The following is a 16789-nucleotide window of genomic DNA, read 5'->3' as shown; positions in this document are numbered from 1 at the left end:
AGTGGCGGGAGATACGGCAGCTTTGGTGGAGCAGATGACTAGAGTGGCGGGAGATACGGCAGTATTGGTGTAGCAGATAACTAGAGTGCTGGGATATACTGGGAATTTAGTGGTGTGGATGACCGGAACTGCAGACGTTCTAGCCGGGAACGATAGAAGATGATATGGAGATGTATTTGAGAACCAATCAGACCTTGAAGGGCGTTTCGGAGCGGCTGCGCGCCATGGCGGATCATCACCATCCGCTCGCCGCGGCTGAATTTTTTGCGTTCTGCCGCAGCAATCCGGGTTTGCCGGACTTCATACCGTTTCATTTCTAACCGCATGACCCTATTGAGGAGGTGCTTCACGCCGAACTGGCCGCTCCGATGGGGCTCCCGTTGCATCGGGACCGCCAAATAGTGGAGGAGTTCGTGGGAACTCTTCCGAATCCGGATGATTTGCGGGACATGCTTGCGCAGGTGATGAGGCTGCTGGACGGGCAAGGGCTGTCTGACAAGGAATTGGTTCTCACGGAATGGCCTATCAGGGAGCTGAAGAATGACACCGTGGATAAGGCGGCCTATCTCGCCAAAACCATTGCGACAGTCTTGCACTGGCATTATGCCGGTGCTTTTTTTGCATATAAGTGGCAAATGAAGGGAATACATTGGAAACGGGGGCGCAATTACGTATAATGTCTGTATGCGCACACGTAGGCAAGCGCATATTTTGTATAAATACATATACTGTACAACAGCGTGTAATCGTTATAGGGAGGTCACAATGGGCAGCTATCATTTTATTGGGATAAAAGGAAGCGGAATGAGTGCGTTGGCACAAGTGCTGCATGATCTCGGACATCGGGTTCAAGGGGAAGATGTCGAGGAGGCGATCTTTACACAGACCCCTTTGGAAGCAAGGAATATCCCAATATACGCTTTCGGTGAGGCGCCGCTCGCGAACGATATGATCGTCATTGCATCGAATGCCTTCGATGATGGGCATTCGAGCTTGGAGCAATGCCGGAGACTGGGATTGGCCATCCAGCGGTACCATCATTTCCTGGGGGCTTGGATGAAGGACTATACGAGCATCGCGATTACCGGATCTCACGGCAAGACAACCACGACGGGGATGCTGGTGCATGCGCTCGGCTCCTCCTGGCCGACCTGCAGCCTGATCGGAGACGGGACCGGGTCCGGCACGGCCGACGCCAGATTTTTTGTCTTCGAGAGCTGTGAATATAAGCGGCATTTTCTGGCCTATAAGCCGGATATTGCGATAATAACGAATATTGATTTTGATCACCCGGATTATTTCCGGGGGGTAGACGATGTGAGACAGGCCTTCGAGGAGATGACCTCTACCGTCGGCAAACAGATCGTCGCGTGCGGAGATGACGAGCAGGTGCGCTTGCTTCAGTCCGCGAAGCCCATTCTCTATTATGGCATCGGAGATCATAATGATTTGAGGGCTGATTCCATCTCCGTGCATGCCGAAGGCGTCAGCTTCGATGTTATCTGGCAGGGGGCCAAGCTGGAACGGTTCACGATCCCGGTCTATGGGCGCCATAACGTGCTGAATACGCTCGCTGTCATTGGCGCCAGTCTCGTGCTCGGGCTGGATATAGGCGAGATCCGGCATCGCCTTCTTTCCTTTGGAGGGGTGAAGCGGCGCTTCACGGAATCGGGGTGGAGAAGCAATATCGTCATCGACGATTACGCGCACCATCCGTCCGAGATTCGGGCGACGCTGGATGCGGCCCGCAGCAAATATCCGGATCGCCGCATCGTCAGCGTGTTCCAGCCGCATACCTTCACCCGCCTGGAACGGTTGATCGATGACTTCGCCGCTTCGCTGATCGCCGCGGACGATGTCTTCCTCTGCCCGATATTCGGCTCGGCGCGCGAGCGGGCAGGAACCGTATCGATTGAACATCTGCGCGATCGGATTCCGCATGCGCAGCTTCTGTCCGAGACCTCCATCGGCCAACTGGGTTCTTATGAGGATTCGGTGCTGGTCTTCATGGGCGCGGGCGATATCCAGAAGTACCAGAGACGGCTTGTGGAGCTGTGAGAAAGGCAGGGCGGACAGGGAGCTCCGCCCTGGTTCGCTAGGGGAAGAGAAGGAGAAGAGGCATGAACGAAGAGGGTGGCTGGGAGCAGCCCGGCATCGTATCCCTCTGCGCGGGACGGTGCAACTCGGAACAAGAGCTGGATCGTTATCTAACGTATACATACACGGAGGAAAGGGACGGCATCGAGCCCCCGTCTGCCGTTGATTTTCGCCTCTTTTATTTCGACGATGATTTCCGGGAAGCGTATCTCGTGGATTGGCCCAGCGTCGTGCTGGCAGACCTGCTGGCAGGCTGTTCCTATGAGGAGGAAGTGATTTCGCAGTTCATGCGGCTTCATCCCGAAGCGTTTCCGGACGAGCGGAATGCGGTGATTCTACTGTATAACTTCGCGTATCACAGTCTAGTGCGGCATGCCGCAAACGAACGGTTGTCCTTTGATTATATTGGCTCGGTCCGGTATGAACTGAGCTAGCTGGTAACCAGACTCTTTTATCCCTCTAAGGGAGAGAAGAGTCTTTTTTTGCCAGGAGGGCGAAAATGGGATATTGTATAGGAGAAGTGAGGAATAGGGATATCGCCTGTTCATTGGAGGTTCGGATGGACGATTATTGTAAACTCGAAGCGCCGATCATAGCCGTGATCGACGATCGAAAATGGAAGGGGGAGCAAACATGGAGGCGGCAGCGCTCGTTGAGCGGTTTTTGGCTTATGTGGAGGTGCCGCGGGGCGAGGCGGATTTGACTCTGCTGAACCAGCTGATCGATCGGTTCCAGCGGAAGGTGCGATGGGAGAATTTGACCAAGATCATAGATTACGAGACAGGCGCCGCGAGGAAGCAGTTCATTCCTCCTATCGATGTCTATGTCAATCGCATGGTGACGCAGGGGTATGGCGGCACCTGCTGGACGATCGCGATCGGCTTCCACTGGCTGCTGCGGCAGTTGGGCTACCGCGTTCATTATCTGTATATGGATCCGGGACATCTCTGCTTGCGCGTGGATCTGGATCAGCCGTACTATGTCGATCTCGGCTATTGCGCGCCTCTGTTTCAAGCCTATCCGCTGCATCAGTCATTCGTTGCCGCGGATGACAGGGAGACGTTCACCTATACCGTGGCAGCGGACGGGATCACGATCGTTCGGAAGCCGGGCCCGACGAAAACATTACAACCCGAGCCCGTCAAGCTGGAGGATATGGTTCCGTTCATCAACCGTTCGAATGATTGGAATACGTCGCCGATGCTGCGGGAACTGCTCATATTCGGTTATATCGGAGGCATTCCGACATCATTAACGAACGGAACGGTGAAGCAGCATTTCCCGGACCGGAAGATCGAGCGGGAGCTCGGTCCGGATGAGCTGAAGCATTGGATTACAGACAAGTTCGGAATGGATTTTGCTTTGTACGAGCAGGCCAGCGGCATCTTTCGGCGCAGACGGGCCCAACTGGACGGAGGCGCGCACCGAGACGGATCGGCAAAGAGCGAGGAGTGACGCAATGCTGTACCATTTCAGCGAATAAGCGGACATTAAGCGGTTCGTCCCAAGGGAGAACCCGAATCGCGAAGGCTTTCCTCCGGTCGTATGGGCGATTGATGAGGAACATCAATTTACGTATTTTTTTCCGAGGAACTGTCCCCGGAGTGTCGTCAGGGCTGCACCGGACATGAGCGAGGAAGCCCGGGAACGGTTTTTCGGTCAGTCGTTGGCCGATACGCTAATTACGATCGAGAGCCGATGGTACGCCCGCGTCAGGGACTGTACAATATACCGCTATGCATTCGAGGAAGACCTGTTCGAGCCTATGATGCGACGGCGGGGTATTATATTTCCTCCCGGACTAACATTCCCGTGGCGGTTAATCCTTCGTTCCTCCTTCCAGAGCTTCGGGATTCACCGCTTCCATCAGGCCGTCAAGCCGTGACTTGACTTCTTTTCGGCATGAATCTGATAATCTTGCAAGGTAATGGCGAAGCGATTTGCTTGTCCTGACCTGGCTGCTCTATAAATATAGGTCGAACCGAATCCGCTCTGTTGCGTATTAACTAGAAAGGATGAATTTTGCCGGACTTACAGGCTGCGGCAATAGGCAGAGGAGCGATGCGGGAATGAAATATTTCGGATTGGCGTGTATTATCAGTCTGGTAATTACGGGACTTGCGTATACGAAGGGCGGTTGGGAGCTGGCTGCGGAAGCGAATGCGTGGCCTGGGGGAATCCTGCTCATTCTCGCGGCAATCCTATCCGGGGTGCTTATAAGCGGGGACCGTTCGCGAGCCAACTTTCACTCCAGCTCGAGGGAAGAGGTGCGCGCCCGCACTCGATGGTCCGGGATCGCTTTCGTATGCTCGATTCCGTTTTTGGTGGTCACCGTTGTCTATTTCATAACAAAATAGGTAGTTCGCTATTAGGCCTTCATTCACGGGAATGGAGGCTTTTTGGCGTTATGAGCAGAGAATGATAGGGATTCTTTCATAAAAGAGCAAAATCGGAAGCAGCAGAATAACGAAGGAATGAACACCAATTCGGGAAACCTGCTCTGGGTTTGCGACTTTGGTCCGATATCAGGAAGGGGCGAGATAAGCCAGAGGGCATCAAGCTCTCTGGCTTTGTTTTCCTATTTGCTCCGTTCGACCTGCTGCTAATGTCGCATAATCCGGGATTGCGGACCGGCGTCTACTATTCTATGATGAAGACAGGGAAAAAGTGGGGAAGGGAGAGAACATGCTCGAACGGCATTTTTTGAGATGCGGCCGATCTCGAATCAAAATGCGGATCCGGGAGGGATAACGTTGTATTACAAAATATTCCGCTACTACATCGATGCGTCGCGGACGCAAGCCTATCATCAGCTAATGGCGCGTGCCGATGCAATATACCGGCAGCATATCGATTATGCGCTGCATTATGCTCCCAGCTCCGATGAGCCAGGCCTGTGGATAGAGATTCAGATCTTCCCAAGCGAACAAGCCTATCGGGATGCGGCCGGGGATTTGTATCGGGATCCGGAACTGGACGCGCTCTATGAACAGTTCCTCACATTGCTGGATCCGTTCCGTTCGTCTATTGAGGAAGAGACGTATGGAAAGAAGGTAGGGAGGTAAAGGAGAGGGAACAGAGCATGAGCAAATATTGGAGCGAACTGGCCAAGAGGCTTGTCCCTTATGTGCCTGGGGAGCAGCATAAGGATAAAACCTATATCAAACTGAATACAAATGAAAATCCGTATCCTCCATCTCCCCGGGTGCTGGCTGCCATCCGGCACGCGGTTCAGGAGAATCTGCGCCTGTATCCCGATCCGGCAGGCCAGGAGCTGAGGCAGGCCGCGGCGAGACGGTTCGGGCTAAGCGAGCGGCAAGTGTTCATCGGGAATGGCTCTGATGAAATACTCGCTTTCTCCTTCGCCGCGTTTTTTACGCCGGGGGCTCCGGTTCTGTTCCCGGATGTTACATACAGCTTCTACAAAGTATATGCGAATTTATATCATTTGCCGTATGAGACGGTTGCCCTGGATGATGATTTTCATGTGCCGCTGGATGCATTTCATCTGGAATGCGCGGGAGTCGTCGTCCCGAATCCGAACGCGCCGACAGGGAAATACGTTCCGGTCGATGCCTTCCGCCCGCTGCTGGAGAAGCATGCGGATCACGTCGTCATTCTCGATGAAGCTTACATTGACTTTGGCGGGGAATCGGCCGTGAAGCTCATCGATGACTATCCGAACCTGCTTGTCATCCAGACGCTGTCCAAGTCGCGATCGCTCGCCGGGCTTCGTATAGGCATGGCTCTCGGGCAGGAGGAGTTGACAGAAGGCTTGGAGCGCGTCAAAAATTCGTTCAACTCCTATACGCTGGATCGGCTGGCGCGACGGCGGCGCTGGAAGATGAGGACTACTTCCAGGAGACTTGCCGGAACGTCATCTGGACGCGGGAATGGACGGTCAGGCAGCTCGAAGAGCTGGGGTGCTCCGCAATCGAATCGAAGGCGAACTTCGTCATGATGACCCATCCCGTCCGGCGAAGCGGCTGTTCGAGGAACTGCGCGAGCATGGCATATTAGTCCGGTACTTCGCTCAACCCAGAATCGACAACTACTTGAGAGTATCAATCGGAACGGATGAAGAAATGAAGCAATTTATCGACGCGGTGCGGAAAATAGGCGGTGTGATATAATTAATGATATTAATCATAAATGTGATTAATTAATATTTCTATGAGCGGCTTGATGCCGGCAGGGTACAACGCTTGCGGCGTCCTTCGCAGCGGCGCCGGATGGCTCCGCAACGCCAAAATATAAAAAGATAAAGGGTGGAAAATGTGACAAAAAGCAAAATCATCGTGACCGCGGGAGCGATCATCCGCGATCGTGCCGGCAGAGTGCTGCTGCAGAAACGATCGGATTACGGCAACTGGGGGCTGCCTGGAGGCGGCATGGAGCCGGGAGAAGCGATCGAGGACACCATGATTCGGGAAGTATATGAAGAGACCGGGCTTGTCGTCGAGCAGTATGAGCTGTACTCGATCTATAGCGGAGAACGGATGCATTATACATACCCGGACGGCAATGAAGTCGTGTTCGTCATGTTCCTGTTCAACGCGGCGGTGAATCTGGAAGGGATGCTGGAGGAAGACGGCAAGACGCTGCGCTTTCGGGACGAGGCGGGGGAATCGGCGGCGCTGGAATTCAAGCGTCTGGATCAGATCGACACCTCGCAGATCAGTACCGTTCAGCGGCCTGTCTTCGAGGACTTGCTGCTGAAGAAGAGCATACTGCTTCGAAAATGAACGGTTGGCCATCCAAGCAAGCGCTGGATGGCTTTTTTGATCCGGCAAGGCAATTTCCCGGGCCGGAACCCCTAAGAACGCAGTTCCTTCTAACAGGCATCTTTAGAATTTCTTTAGTTTTTCCGCGGGGAGAACTTCAATTTTTTGCGATAAGATAAGGGGGAAAGGATAGTGGGGGAGTGAGGATAAGGATAAGCATGGCACTCGATCTGTCCTATGGGCTGGAGGTTGTCTGGATCGTATTCGTATTGGGAAGCGTGATGTTCATCATGAAGCATAAGGATGGGGGAAGGCATGACGGCGACGATATTAGTCGTGGATGATGATTCGGAGATTCGGGATGTCATCCATGTATATTTGCGGAATGAAGGTTATCAAGTTCGTGAAGCTTCCGACGGCGCGGAAGCGCTGGAACGCTTGAAAAGCGAACCGATTAACGTCGTTATTCTGGATGTGATGATGCCGAATATGGACGGGATTCGGACCTGTATGAAAATAAGGGAAGCTTCAAGTGTTCCGATCATCATGCTGTCCGCCAAGGTAGAGGATATCGACAAAATCAACGGACTAACGACCGGAGCCGATGATTATGTGGCGAAGCCATTCAATCCTCTGGAGTTGATGGCCCGGGTGAAAGCCCAGCTGCGCCGCCAGAAGTACGCAAAATCCCAGGCGCCGAACGAGGAGATTATCCGTATCGGCGATCTCGTCATCGATCGGGTTCATCACGAGGTTACGGTGCGGGAGCGCGCGGTCAGCTTGACACCGATTGAATTCTCGATCCTGGAGCTGCTGGCGAAGCATCGCGGCCAAGTGTTCCATGCCGATCGCATCTATGAGCGCGTATGGAAGGAGCCTGCGGGGTATTCGGACAACACGGTCATGGTGCATATCCGCAATCTGCGGGAGAAGCTCGAACTGAACCCGCGGAGCCCGCAATATATTAAGACCGTCTGGGGAGTAGGTTATAAAATTGATAAATAAACTCGTGACTCTCTTCCATATCCGCAAAAGTATCCGGGGCGCGATATTGTGGCGGTTCGTGCTCAGCTTATTGTTGACCGTGCTGATTATGATTTTATTTAACCACATTAAGAATCATTACCCGATCGCGCCGTATCTTGCCGTGTTTGACATCTTTATATTTGCCGGCCTCTTCACGGCGCTGTTTTTCTACTTCACCCGGCCGATTGTTCAATATGTGATGAAGCTGGCCGAGGGGCTCCATGTCATCTCTCGGGGCGATCTGACTTACCGGGTGCCCGCGGAGCGCGAGGATGAGCTGGGCAGAGTAGCGGACAGCATTAATGCGATGGCGGAGGCCCTTATGCTGCAGCAAGCCAATGAACGCCAGCAGGAGCAAGCGAAGATGGCGCTGATTACGGGAATTTCCCATGATCTGCGGACGCCGCTTACGAGCATTATCGGGTACCTGGATCTGCTGACGAGCAAATCGTATCAAGACACGGAGGAGCAGGAGCGGTTCATTCACAATACGTACAAGAAGGCCATTCACCTGAAATATTTAATCGACGATTTGTTCGAGTATACGCGCCTGATTTCAACCGATGTGAAGCTCCAGAAGGAACAGATCGATTTGCGCGAGCTGCTGGAACAGATGCTCGTGGAATTCGAGCCGATTGCCCACGAGTATGGGGTGCGAATGCATTGGCGGCTCGGAGCGGCCACTGCCCTGGTTCAGGTGGACAGCGAGAAGATCATCCGGGCCCTCGACAATCTGCTGCTGAACGCCTTGAAATTTTCGATCAAGCCGGGCGATATCCATGTTTCGTTCCAATCCGGGAACGGCCGCTTGAGCGTAGCCATCGAGAACGAAGGGAAGCCGATTACCGCGGAGCAGGAGAAGCATCTGTTTGAACGTTTCTACAAGGCGGATGATTCCCGGACGGCGAATGAGATTCAATCGGGCTCGGGTCTGGGGCTGTCCATCGCGAAAAACATCGTCGAGCTGCATGGGGGAACGATTTCGCTTCGGCATGAGCATGGGCACTTTACCTTCACGGTGCGGCTGCCGGAGAAGTAGTCTGTTTTATTTGCCTTTGCGGGGAGCGGCAGTTTACAATGAGGCGAACAACAAGTATGTTAAACCGCGTTACCTCCTCATTAAATGCGAAATGATCCCTAGAGATCAGGATTGTGGTTATCATAATTATTATTATGTTAACTGATATATCCGCAGCAGCTCCAGACATTTGAACCGATTCAAGCGTTCGGAAGAAGCTCGCATGTCTGAAGCGAGTCAGCAACGCAGCTATGCAAGGATGACGGAGCGCGGGATGGGGGAAGCCGATGAAAAATAATAAGATCGTCCTTACCGGAGGAGGCTCGGCAGGGCACGTAAGCGTCAATGCCGCCTTGATTCCGAAGCTGCTGGAGCGGAATTGGGATATTCACTATATCGGGTCGCATGAAGGAATCGAGCGGGAGATTATGTCCGCCTTCTCCGGAGTGACCTATCACGGCATATCGACCGGAAAGCTAAGGCGGTATGCGGATTGGAACAATGTGAAGGATCCGTTCAAGGTCTTAAAAGGCTGTGGCCAAGCCTATGCGTTATTGAGGCGCATTGGGCCCCGGATCATTTTCTCCAAGGGAGGATTCGTGTCGGTGCCGGTCGTAGCGGCGGGATGGATGCGGCGCGTTCCGGCCGTCATCCACGAGTCGGATATGACGCCGGGCTTGGCGAACCGTATCGCCACTCCGTTCGCTACCCGGATCTGCGCGACATTCCCGGAGACGCTTCAGCATATCCACAGCGGCAAAGCGGAATACGTCGGCGCAATCGTCCGCGAGGAGCTTCGGCAGGGCGATGCCGCTGTCGGGCGGCGGCATTGCGGATTCCCGGCGGGCAAGAAGGTCCTGCTCGTCATGGGCGGCAGCTTGGGCGCCAGGAGCATCAACGAGGCGATCCGGGCCAACCTGCGTGCTTTGCTCGCCACCTTCCGGATCGTGCATATTTGCGGCGCGGGCCAGGTGGACGAAGCTCTGCAGCTGCCGGGCTATAAGCAATTCGAATTCGTCCATGAGGAGCTGCCTCATCTGATGGCGATGTCCGATATCGTCATCTCCAGGGCCGGATCGAACGCGATTTTTGAATTCCTGTCGCTCCGCAAGCCGATGCTGCTGATTCCGCTGCCGAAGGGTTCGAGCCGCGGGGATCAAATCCTGAACGCCCGATCGTTCGCGGACCGAGGCTTTGCCGAGGTGCTGGACGATGCGGACGTGCCGTCGGACGCCTTCCTGCGCATGATTCATATGCTCGCGGAAAAGCGGGAGGAGTACGTGCGGCGGATGGAGTCGCACTCCGGCGATGCGATCGGCACGACATGGAAGCTGGCGGACATGATCGAACGATATGCCAAGCGGTAGATGGGGGGGCCAGGGAAATGGAGGCCAGAAGGCGGTCGACGCCGGGATTCGGTCCGGAACGAAGGGCCGGTCTGCTGCTGACAGGCCTGCCCCGTGCCGGAATCTTATTTTTTGCGGGGAATCGATAAGGTAGTCCATTCCTCGGAGCGAATCTGCTTCGCCACATAGACGATCTGGCCGACATGATACGAATAATGCGACATCTGGCGCTCGATCGCTTCGAGAACGGAATGGGGCTCGTTCCGGATCGTGACCGTCGCCAACAGATCATCCGCAGTCAGGGAGCGGAGCGCATGAAGAAATACATCCCAGCCCTGCTTCCATACCCGCAGCAGATCTTCTGTGGAACGAATCGAATCGATGAATTCATCGTCGCGGTTGCGATCCGGCTTCTCGCCGTCGCTCGTCAGGAAATCGGTCCAGCGGGATATCATATTGCCGCTCATATGCTGGACGATAACGGCGACGCAGTTCGAGTCCTCGTTCATCGCCCAATGGATATCCTGCTCCCGAAGCTGAGTCATTGCCCGCTCGGCGTCCGCTTTCAGGCTCGTGAATTTGTCGATGACGACCCGCAAATAATGCTGAGCCACGCTCTCCTTCGAATCTTGCGGCATAATGCATGCACCTCCGGCATTGGAATTGCTTTCAGTATACCTGTAAAATAACACGGCCCCTATACAATGTAAGAAAAAAGGGACAGGCTGCGCTCGAAAAATCGGCCTTAGGCCTGCTTCTCGCCGTATTGCGCCAGCAGCGCCTTCGCTTCCGCAATGACCGCGGCGCGCAACTCGGCCGGCTCAATCGCCTCCATCCGCGGACCGAAGCGGAGAATCGTCTCGGCGGCGGATTCCAGCGTATGGAATTCGACCTTGGCCTCGGACCATCCGCCGCCTGCCGCCCGGATCGGGCCAACCCGCACGTACCGGTCCTGGGACAAGCGCGCCAGGATGTCATCGCGCACCCGAATGCGCGCCGGGTAACGCGGCAGGCTCGCGGTGAACTGGGCCGTCGATTGCGCCCAGTAGGACGCGAGGTCGAAGCGGGCGGGGCGCGCGAAGGTCTCCTTCAGCAGCTCGGCATGCTTCAGCCGCGACAAGCGGTACGTGCGCAGCGCGGCGTCGGCGGTCTCGGCGACGACATACCACACATTGCGCTTCGCCACGAGCCCGAGCGGGTGAAGCGTCCGGGTCACGACGCCATCCTCGCGCTCATATTCCACGCGAACCGCCCGCTCTTCCCATACAGCTTCCTGCAGCAGAGGCAGAAAGGGCGACGAGTCCGTCGTCGACTCATGCCAACCGGCCCCGTCGATATGGAGGCGCTCCCGGGCAATGTCCGCATCCCGCCGCTGCTCGGCGGACGTGGAGGCAAGCAGCTTCCGCAGGGCGCTGTCACCCTCTTCCCGCAGGCCGAGATCATCGAGCAGGGAGGAGGGGATCAGCAGCAGCGACACAAGCTCCGTCGCCTTCATCCCCGTTAATGTCGTGCGGTATCCTTCCGCCAGCATCCAGCCGCCATTCGATCCGCGATCCGCGTACACCGGAATGCCTGCGGCGCTGAGGGCATCCATGTCGCGCATAATCGTCCGCTCGGATACCTCCAGCCGCCGGGCCAGCTCCTTGGATGTCAATTTGCCGTGAGTCTGCAGCAGCAGCACGATGGATAACAGCCGATCCGCCCGCATCCTATCAACCTCTTTCCCGTGGAATCTCTTTTTGTCTAAGTTCATTTGCAGCGTGCTCATCAAATCCTCATCATATCATACCAATATGACAATAGATGTCATATAGGGAGGGCATCGGGTAGCGGCCCGGACAGTCCCCTCGACTCAAGACAGGCCGAACCCTTCCCGGCCAGGAGAAGGATATCGGCCTGCCCGCTATTTCCGCGCTACTTCTTCTCTATCACGATCAAGCAGGTGCTGTCCGGCAGGCGGACAGGCTCCCCGCGTTCATTGAACAAGCTGATTTTCGGCGCCAGCGCCTCGGTGTATCCGTCCTGTAAATAATGATCGCAGCGGAGAATCGCCGCGCGTTCGCCAAGGGTGCGCTGAATGAACTCCGCATACTGCGTCGGCGTGAAATAGCCGAACTGCTCCTGCACCTCGTGTACGTACGCTTCAGGACCCCAGGTGTAGGTGTACAGAAATTCCATCGCATCATTAATCGGCAGCTTCGCCTCGAACGGGGACAGGCGCTCGAACGAGATGCGCCGCCCGGCAAAGTCCTTGGCATACCGCTCCAGCCACGGCATGCCGTCCGCGTTCCGGAAGCGAATCATCCGCATCTCGTCTTCCGGCTCGCTCATAATGCCGTCGCGAATGATGATGCGCCCGCCCGGGGCGAGCACATCGAACGCGCTGCGCAGGGCGGCGGCGACCGTCCTTGGGTTGAACCGCTCTCCTTCGTATTCAATATAAGAATACATCTCATGCAGAATCGAAGAGAAAATAACCGTATTGATGCTCTGCGGAGCCACGTACCGCTTCAGATCGAGGGCATCGCCCTTCATGACGTGCCAGCGCCGGTTCTCCAACTGCTTTTTCCGTTCCAGCGATTCAACGACATTTTGGGAAATATCGATGCCGATAGCTTCCGCTTCCGGCATCCGCTCTTCAAGCAGGTCGAGCATGACGCCGCCGCCGGGACCGATATCGATGACGCGCGAACCCGTTACATAGTCGAGAATGATTTGCTTGTAATCGGCCGACCCGTTCATATCCGACAGATACGCCTCCTCGTTATGGAAGCGGTCATAGGCGTCGCGCCGCAGCTCGAACAGATCGTACAGCATCAGAATGGCCCGCTCGTAGAGGGGCGTCTTCTCGGCCTCGATGCAGAACTCAATCAGCTTCTCCGCGGCAGGGGAGAAGACGAAATTCACGCAGACGCTGTCGGTCATTCCGCCGGCCCGCTCGATGCGCAATTCCAGATGCGGGCTGTCCGGCTTCGCTCCGTTCGCGATGCCGTCGTAAGTCAAGGAGCGAAGCGCCTGCTCGATCATCCGCTTTTTATAGACGTTCAATCGCTTCCGGCCCCGGAAATCATAATACATGCCATTCATTAGGCGCTCGAAGCTGATATGCCGGATGTGGGCGCCCATCTCCGGAGCGGCCAGCGTTAATAAGAAAATCTTCACGAATTCCTCGAACGTGCATTCATGGAGCGCGGCTTCCACATACCAGAGCGTCTTCGTCTCCAACGTCTGGAGCGAATCGAGCGCCAGCGGCTGTTCCGTTAGCTTCCTCAGCTCCGCTTCCGTGTTCTCGCCGCGCCGATCGGACATCGCCCGCAGCCGGCGTATGCGATTCGGAAGGGCGAATCCATCCGCGAAGCGCCCGCTTACGATCTGGTCGATGACCAGCTCGGTATCGGCCTTCAGCGCATGCCACAGCTCCGGGGATACCGCCCCGATAACGCACTGGTTCAATGGCAGGAGCAGATCCCGCATTTCCTGCGCGGAGACGATGCCCCGCTCGATGAGATGATAGAGCGGGGCATTCTCCGCCAGCGGAACTTCGCCGCGCAAATATTGGCCGATCAGACCATGCGTAAAAATGAGCGTGTGGGTAAGCAGCACGCGTTCCTGCCGCTGATTCCGGGTATGCTGCCCGTAGAGCTGCGCCGAGCCGACATTATGGGCGAACAAGGAAATCCCCTGTTCCTGCCAGGCGATGCGTTGGCGGACGCTTCCTCCCTTGGCCGTTTCCGACCATTTCAGCACCTCTTCGATGGTCTCCTTAATCCAGAACGACAGCGGCAGCTCATCCAGCACCTTCAAGGTGCGCTCCACGTAATCCAGCACCGGATTGGAGTTCGCCAGCTGCTGCAGCGACTGGATCCGCTCCAGATTGACGATGCGCTCCTCGGCCGTAACGATATATTGCAGCCAGCGATTGTCCGCGAGCAGCCCCGGCTCGTCGTGTCCTTCCCTGTACACGCGGATTTGTTCTAATGATGTCAGCATGGCCTTCACTCATTTCCTTGGATTGATGCGATAAGTACCTGTTATTTTACCATATTGAAAATGGCGCATCTTCTTCTCATTGATTATAGTTAAGCCATCGTATTTTTTGAAGAATAGGAAAGGGGGAACAGGGATGAAGGCTCGCTGGAGTATCCGCGTCTGGAGGGGGAGCATGACGAGGAGGAGCGTTTTTTGGACCCTCCTGCTCTCTTACCTGCTTGTCTTGCTGCTGCCGGTGACGGTGGCCGGCCTTTTTTACTGCCGCATGGAGGAGATGATGATCAATCACGCGATCCGAACGAACACCGGGCTGCTCAAGCAGTTGAATCAGATTACGGATTCGAGATTGAAGGAAGTGGAACAGTTGACGGCCCAGGTGGCGTTCAATCCCAAGGTTAGATGGCTGCTGAACAATGCCGGCAGCGAAGGGCTGGAGAAGCAGTTGAAGGTCATTGACGCCTTGAAGGAGCTGAGTAAATACAAAAACATCAGCAGCTTCATCCATGATTTTGCGGTCTATTTCCAAGGGAGCGATATGATTCTGACCCCCGAGATGAAGACGGATGCCTCTCTCTATTTTTCGCGCATCGCCATTTACACCGCCCGCAGCGCCGAATGGGTCCGCCATCAACTGCTGACGGGACTCCATCCGAAGCGGTATTTGCCTTCCGAACCCGTCAGGCGGGAAAATGTCCAGTCCAACATGATCACCTTCGTGCAATCACTTCCTTACGAGTATGTATCGGATATAAAGGGGCAATTGCTCGTCCAGATAGACGAGCAGCAGCTTAAAGCGTTGTTAACGCAGATTGAAGGCGTCAATGACGGCTCGCTCCTGATCCTGAACGAAAAGCGGGAGGTGCTGATGTCAACGGTTATCGGCGATAAGGCCTCCGCCATTCGACGTCATCTGCAGCAGTTCAACGGAAATAACGAGATGCGGATCGACGGGGAGCCGATGGTTCTGTCGCGCGTCAAGGGAAGCAACGGCTGGGAATACGTCTCGGTCATTCCGAAGAAGGTGGTTCTGCAGGAGGTGCTTGTCATCAAGCGCTGGGCCCTCATCCTCCTGACGGCCTGCCTGGCGGCGGGAATCGGCGGCTCCTATGCGATGGCCTATCGCTACTATCGGCCGATCAAGAGCGTGGCGAAGGTGTTGACGCAGCGGGAGCGGCCATCTTCAGAGATGTATCGGGACGAATTCGATCTGATTAAGCAGTCGGTCATCCGGACCTTGGAGGAAGAGGAAAAGCTGCGGCATACCTTGTCCGAGCAAGCGCCCGTGCTGCGGGCGAATTTCCTGTCGCGCCTCATTCGCGGCCATGTCGACCTGTCTTACGGGATGAACGAGACCCTCGATTTCATGGACATCCGGCTCGATCATGATTTCTTCGGCATCATTCTGATCGATATCGCCGATTGCTCGCAATTCATCCAGGGGGACACCGAACGCGAATGGGGTCTGGTCCGGTTCGTGCTGACGAATCTGGGTCATGAGCTGCTGCAGAGGCGGGGCTATATCGTTGAGCTGGAGCGCGATCGGCTTGCCGTGCTGCTGAATGTTCCGGAATCGTCGGCCTCCGTCAGCGCGATCCGGGACGATCTGCTGCTGCCGCTGAAGGAGACGGCGCAGCTTCGCTTCAAGCTGTCCATCGCCTGCGGCGTCAGCTCGATTCACCGCGGGATCGATCGGATCGCGGCCGCCTACAGCGAGGCGCTGATGGCGCTCGATTACCGGATCGTGCACGGGACGGAATCGACGATGATGTATGAACAGATTGACGCGGCCCAATCTCCGCATTATCACTATCCGATCGAGACGGAAATTCAGCTGATGAACGTCGTCAAGAGCGGCGACGCGGAACAGACGGCGAAGCTGCTGCAGCATATTTTCGAGCTGAATTGGCAGCGGGAGCAGGTGACTCCGGATCGGATCCGCTGCTTGACGATCGAGTTATTAACGACATTAATGAAAATCACGAACAGCATTCAAGTCGATGATCGGGAGGTGTTCGGCTCGCCGATCGACCCGGTGGGACTGACCGCGCGGCCCGTGGCCGGAGAGGAGATGCAGGAGCGGATTATGCGGCAGTATAATACGCTCTGCCAGTACATATGGAGAGGACGCAGCGATTATCATGAACGGCTGCTCCGCAAAATGACGGCCTATATCGAGGCGAATTACCGGGACCCGAACTTCAGCCTGAACGTCATGGCGGACGAGTTCGAGATGACCTCGCCTTACATCTCCGCTTGCTTCAAAAAATACGGCGGACGCAACATCACCGAATATATCGCCAAGCTGCGGGTCGAGGAGGCGAAGCAATTGCTCGCGGACAGCAGGCTGACGATCTCGGACATCGCGCAGCGGGTCGGCTATGCGAGCGATGTCGGCTTCCTGCGTTTCTTCAAAAAGCACGAGGGCGTCACGCCCGGCAAATACCGCGAGATGCTGGCCGGACAAGACGATCGGAAGAACGGTTAACCGATCTTAACAACGGTATACCCGGAATCGTACCATCCGCTAACCAATATTGAAAACGTTTACTTACCGTCCGCTGAACGGATCGCTATAGTGGAAGCAGGCT

General features: G+C 55.6%; 17 protein-coding genes and 1 pseudogene. 15 read left to right on the top strand and 3 right to left on the bottom strand.

Annotated elements, in window-relative coordinates; all coding sequences use genetic code 11:
• Positions 1–176 precede the first annotated feature (176 nt).
• From L6439_RS14210 to L6439_RS14150, 14 genes and pseudogenes are all read left to right on the top strand, one after another.
• The gene (locus L6439_RS14210) at positions 177–320 is read left to right on the top strand and encodes a hypothetical protein (RefSeq protein ID WP_213469305.1); all 144 of its coding nucleotides are present in this window, start codon (positions 177–179) and stop codon (positions 318–320) included.
• 93 nt (positions 321–413) lie between these two features.
• Entirely contained in the window at positions 414–677 is a 264-nt protein-coding gene (locus L6439_RS14205; protein WP_213469306.1) for a hypothetical protein, read from the top strand.
• Between the two features lie 88 nt (positions 678–765).
• Positions 766–2058 carry a UDP-N-acetylmuramate--L-alanine ligase gene (gene murC / locus L6439_RS14200; RefSeq protein WP_213469307.1) on the top strand — a complete coding sequence of 431 codons (1293 nt, stop codon included), beginning with the start codon at positions 766–768 and terminating at the stop codon, positions 2056–2058.
• A gap of 62 nt (positions 2059–2120) precedes the next feature.
• Positions 2121–2531, top strand: a complete 411-nt coding sequence (locus L6439_RS14195) for an immunity 22 family protein (RefSeq protein ID WP_213469308.1) — start codon at positions 2121–2123, stop codon at positions 2529–2531.
• A gap of 199 nt (positions 2532–2730) precedes the next feature.
• Entirely contained in the window at positions 2731–3552 is an 822-nt protein-coding gene (locus L6439_RS14190; protein ID WP_213469309.1) for an arylamine N-acetyltransferase, read from the top strand.
• A 34-nt stretch (positions 3553–3586) separates the two neighbouring features.
• Positions 3587–3982 carry a DUF6886 family protein gene (locus tag L6439_RS14185; RefSeq protein ID WP_331253389.1) on the top strand — a complete coding sequence of 132 codons (396 nt, stop codon included), beginning with the start codon at positions 3587–3589 and terminating at the stop codon, positions 3980–3982.
• 184 nt (positions 3983–4166) lie between these two features.
• Positions 4167–4454, top strand: a complete 288-nt coding sequence (locus tag L6439_RS14180; protein ID WP_213469311.1) for a DUF5316 family protein — start codon at positions 4167–4169, stop codon at positions 4452–4454.
• Between the two features lie 396 nt (positions 4455–4850).
• Positions 4851–5162 carry a hypothetical protein gene (locus L6439_RS14175; protein WP_213469312.1) on the top strand — a complete coding sequence of 104 codons (312 nt, stop codon included), beginning with the start codon at positions 4851–4853 and terminating at the stop codon, positions 5160–5162.
• A 17-nt stretch (positions 5163–5179) separates the two neighbouring features.
• Positions 5180–6230: pseudogene (hisC, locus tag L6439_RS14170) on the top strand (histidinol-phosphate transaminase).
• Positions 6231–6374: 144 nt separating this feature from the next.
• Complete coding sequence (locus tag L6439_RS14165) at positions 6375–6842, top strand: NUDIX domain-containing protein (protein WP_213469313.1); 468 nt, start codon at positions 6375–6377, stop codon at positions 6840–6842.
• A 197-nt stretch (positions 6843–7039) separates the two neighbouring features.
• Entirely contained in the window at positions 7040–7165 is a 126-nt protein-coding gene (locus L6439_RS29335; RefSeq protein ID WP_269155989.1) for a hypothetical protein, read from the top strand.
• Complete coding sequence (locus tag L6439_RS14160) at positions 7137–7826, top strand: response regulator transcription factor (protein WP_168180353.1); 690 nt, start codon at positions 7137–7139, stop codon at positions 7824–7826. Before L6439_RS29335 ends, L6439_RS14160 begins: the two co-directional genes overlap by 29 nt.
• A complete protein-coding gene (locus tag L6439_RS14155) occupies positions 7816–8886 on the top strand; it encodes a sensor histidine kinase (protein ID WP_213469314.1) in 1071 nt (356 codons plus the stop codon). Before L6439_RS14160 ends, L6439_RS14155 begins: the two co-directional genes overlap by 11 nt.
• A gap of 266 nt (positions 8887–9152) precedes the next feature.
• The gene (locus tag L6439_RS14150) at positions 9153–10232 is read left to right on the top strand and encodes an undecaprenyldiphospho-muramoylpentapeptide beta-N-acetylglucosaminyltransferase (RefSeq protein ID WP_213469315.1); all 1080 of its coding nucleotides are present in this window, start codon (positions 9153–9155) and stop codon (positions 10230–10232) included.
• Positions 10233–10336: 104 nt separating this feature from the next.
• Here the strand turns inward: L6439_RS14150 and L6439_RS14145 are convergent, their stop codons facing one another.
• From L6439_RS14145 to L6439_RS14135, 3 genes are all read right to left on the bottom strand, one after another.
• Positions 10337–10849: a DUF1572 family protein gene (locus L6439_RS14145; RefSeq protein WP_168180356.1), complete on the bottom strand. Its 513-nt coding sequence runs from the start codon at positions 10847–10849 to the stop codon at positions 10337–10339.
• A 107-nt stretch (positions 10850–10956) separates the two neighbouring features.
• The gene (locus L6439_RS14140) at positions 10957–11919 is read right to left on the bottom strand and encodes a helix-turn-helix transcriptional regulator (RefSeq protein WP_213469316.1); all 963 of its coding nucleotides are present in this window, start codon (positions 11917–11919) and stop codon (positions 10957–10959) included.
• Positions 11920–12125: 206 nt separating this feature from the next.
• A complete protein-coding gene (locus L6439_RS14135; RefSeq protein WP_213469317.1) occupies positions 12126–14201 on the bottom strand; it encodes a class I SAM-dependent methyltransferase in 2076 nt (691 codons plus the stop codon).
• 172 nt (positions 14202–14373) lie between these two features.
• On the opposite strand from L6439_RS14135, the gene L6439_RS14130 reads away from it, so the two are divergent.
• A complete protein-coding gene (locus L6439_RS14130; protein ID WP_213469318.1) occupies positions 14374–16686 on the top strand; it encodes a helix-turn-helix domain-containing protein in 2313 nt (770 codons plus the stop codon).
• The last annotated feature ends 103 nt before the right edge of the window (positions 16687–16789 follow it).

The organism is Paenibacillus dendritiformis (assembly GCF_021654795.1).
In the GTDB taxonomy this organism is placed as follows: Bacteria; Bacillota; Bacilli; order Paenibacillales; family Paenibacillaceae; genus Paenibacillus_B.
Note: the sequence above shows the minus strand (reverse complement) of the source record. Positions and strands in the feature narration are given on the sequence as shown.